The following is a 2674-nucleotide window of genomic DNA, read 5'->3' as shown; positions in this document are numbered from 1 at the left end:
TCACGACCCTTCCAGCGGAAATCGGTACGCGGCTGCGCAGCTGCAGGTAGACCGTAGGCAATCCGTGATCAGACATCCAATCACTCCTTTTGCTGCTGAATTACCGTTAGTATAGGAAAAAGGTCTACTTTCTAGTCCGATTTGCATCGCTGCCCAAAAAAAGGAACCGCCTTCCTTTACGGAAGACGGTTCCTTGTTCACTGGGCAATCTGATCGCGGATCAGCTGCAGTATTTTTTTCTCGAGGCGCGAAACCTGTACCTGGGATATCCCGAGCCGGGTGGCTACCTCCGATTGGGTCTGGTCGCGGTAGTACCTTAAATAGACGATCAGCTTTTCCCGCTCCGACAGGCCATCGATTGCTTCGTTCAGCGCCAGTTTATCAAACCAGCGTTCCTGGGATTCGTCGGCGATCTGGTCCATCAGCGTAATGGGATCCCCGTCATTTTCGAACACGGTCTCGTGGATCGAGGTCGGCGGCTTGTTGGCCTCTTGGGCGAACACGACTTCCTCCGGCGTTACCCCAAGCTCCTCGGCCACTTCCTTGACGGTCGGCAGTCGGTCCAGGTGCTTCGACAGCTCGTCCCTTTTCTTGCGTACCTTGTTGGCCATTTCCTTCAGTGACCGGCTGACCTTCAGCGTTCCGTCATCGCGGAGAAAGCGCTGGATCTCGCCGATAATCATCGGAACAGCATAGGTGGAAAACTTGACGTCATAGCTTAAATCGAATTTGTCGACCGATTTCAGCAGGCCGATGCATCCGATCTGGAACAGATCCTCGGGTTCGTACCCCCGGTTCATAAACCTTTGCACGACAGACCAGACGAGGCGGATGTTGCAGTTTACCAGCGTATCGCGGGCCAAGCTGTCCCCGGTCTGGCTGAGTGCGATCAGACGTTTGACTTCGGCATCATCCAAATAAGTCTGCGAACCTTTCTTCACATCAGCATCCATGCGCCCAACCCCTAATTATACAAAGCTTTCTTAGATTCGATCCTCTTCTTCATCTTGATTGATGTTCCGGAACCGGGCTCACTGGATACCTCGAATTCATCCATAAAGTTCTCCATGATCGTAAAGCCCATGCCCGACCGTTCCAGCTCCGGCTTCGACGTATACAGGGGCTGCTTGGCAAGCTCCAGGTCTTCAATGCCTCTTCCCCGATCCTCCACGGTCAGAGTGACGGTATCTCCCACAATTTCCGCAGTGATCGTGACAATCCCCTCGGCATCGCTGTCGTACCCGTGAATGATGCTGTTGGTCACCGCTTCGGAAACGACCGTTTTCAGGTCGCTCAGCTCATCCATGGTCGGGTCCAGCTGTGAAATGAAGGCGGCCACCGTCACACGGGCGAACGATTCGTTTTCCGACTTGGCTGCGAACTGCAGCGTCATGAAATTGCGTTCCATGGCCTTTTCTTTACTCATGACACGACCTCCAGACCCGAGAGCGCATGACCCTCGTTATCGTAAATGGGCATAATTTTGAACAAGCCGGACATATCGAGCAGCCGGTAGACGGTAGGATTGACGTCGCACACCGCCATTTTGCCGCCCTTGGCCTTGATCAGCTTATACCTTCCGAGGATCACACCCAGGCCTGAGCTGTCCATGAACTGAAATTTTTCAGGCTGAGCACCAGATGGTCTGTCAGTCCGCGCTGGATCGTCTCATCCATTTTCATGCGGACATGGTCAGCCGTATGGTGATCGAGCTCTCCCGATAAGCGCACAATCAAGATGTTGCGGTGATGCTCCATTTCCACTTGCAGATTCACGTTTGCTCACTCTCCTCCCTGTCATGAACAACGATTTCTACGGAGTAAAACCGGATTCCTGCATCACGACAAAACTAGAAGAAAACCGCTATCAATCTACAAGAAACAATTTTGATGTCGTCCGTTTGAACAGCTTCCACCATCCGGCCTTGCCCACCGTCTCCGGCGATTTCAGCTCAAATTCCTTCAGCACCTTGCCGCCTTCGTAGACGACCAGTTTACCGAGAACCCTGTCCCTGCTGGACCGGAGCCTTGATCTCCTTCGGTACGACCATTTCGTGGCGGATGTCTGCTGCCTTGGCGTTTTTCTTTGTCAGAACGCTGTAGGTTTGTCCGGCCTTCAAGGTCAGTTCCTTCGTATTGCCCTTGTTCACCTTCACCGTACCCATCACGTCACCCGGATTGAAAATGGTATGCGTGCTGTACTGGGCAAACATATAGTCGAACATTTTGGACACTTCTTCGTTCCGTGTCTTGGTGTTAGGCTCGCCCAGCACCACGGCGATCGCTCTCAGGTTGCCGTTCTTGGCCGTAGCCGAGAGGCAGAACTTCGCCTCGGAGGTATACCCCGTTTTGAGACCGTCGGCCCCAGTATAGAAGCGGACCAGCTTGTTCGTATTCACGAGCCAGAAGGGCTTTTCGGAATCTTTCCGCAAATAGTCCTGATAGGAGCCGGTGTATTTCGTAATTTCCGAATGCTTCAACAGTTCACGGCTGATCACCGCGATATCGTGTGCCGAAGAGTAATGGTTCTCGGCAGGAAGCCCGTTACAGTTCACGAAATGGGTATCCTTCAGCCCGAGCTCCTGTGCCTTGTCGTTCATCATTTGGACAAAAGCCTGCTCCGTGCCGGCGTATTTTTTCGGCCTATCGCCACCGAGGCATCGTTGCCGGAAGCC

At 53.2% G+C, this 2674-nt stretch carries 2 protein-coding genes and 2 pseudogenes; all 4 read right to left on the bottom strand.

Translation table 11 applies throughout. The annotated features are described in order from the left end of the window. Positions 1–197 precede the first annotated feature (197 nt). Positions 198–953 carry an RNA polymerase sporulation sigma factor SigF gene (sigF, locus tag CPT76_RS23835; protein ID WP_089548075.1) on the bottom strand — a complete coding sequence of 252 codons (756 nt, stop codon included), beginning with the start codon at positions 951–953 and terminating at the stop codon, positions 198–200. Between the two features lie 11 nt (positions 954–964). Further along, entirely contained in the window at positions 965–1426 is a 462-nt protein-coding gene (gene spoIIAB / locus CPT76_RS23830) for an anti-sigma F factor (protein ID WP_105444656.1), read from the bottom strand. Then, positions 1423–1775, bottom strand: a pseudogene (gene spoIIAA / locus CPT76_RS23825) (anti-sigma F factor antagonist). The gene spoIIAB and the pseudogene spoIIAA overlap by 4 nt, the downstream one beginning before the upstream one ends. A 91-nt stretch (positions 1776–1866) precedes the next feature. Continuing rightward, positions 1867–2674, bottom strand: a pseudogene (locus CPT76_RS23820) (D-alanyl-D-alanine carboxypeptidase family protein); the annotation flags it as partial.

It is taken from the genome of Paenibacillus sp. AR247 (assembly GCF_002968895.1).
Lineage (GTDB): Bacteria > Bacillota > Bacilli > Paenibacillales > Paenibacillaceae > Paenibacillus_AQ > Paenibacillus_AQ favisporus.
This window is presented reverse-complemented; position numbering and strand designations above follow the sequence as displayed.

Coding starts and splice junctions, on each gene's coding strand:
- spoIIAB (WP_105444656.1), bottom strand. CDS start 1,426: ATGAGTAAAGAAAAGGCCATGGAACGCAATTTCATGACGCTGCAGTTC.
- sigF (WP_089548075.1), bottom strand. CDS start 953: ATGGATGCTGATGTGAAGAAAGGTTCGCAGACTTATTTGGATGATGCC.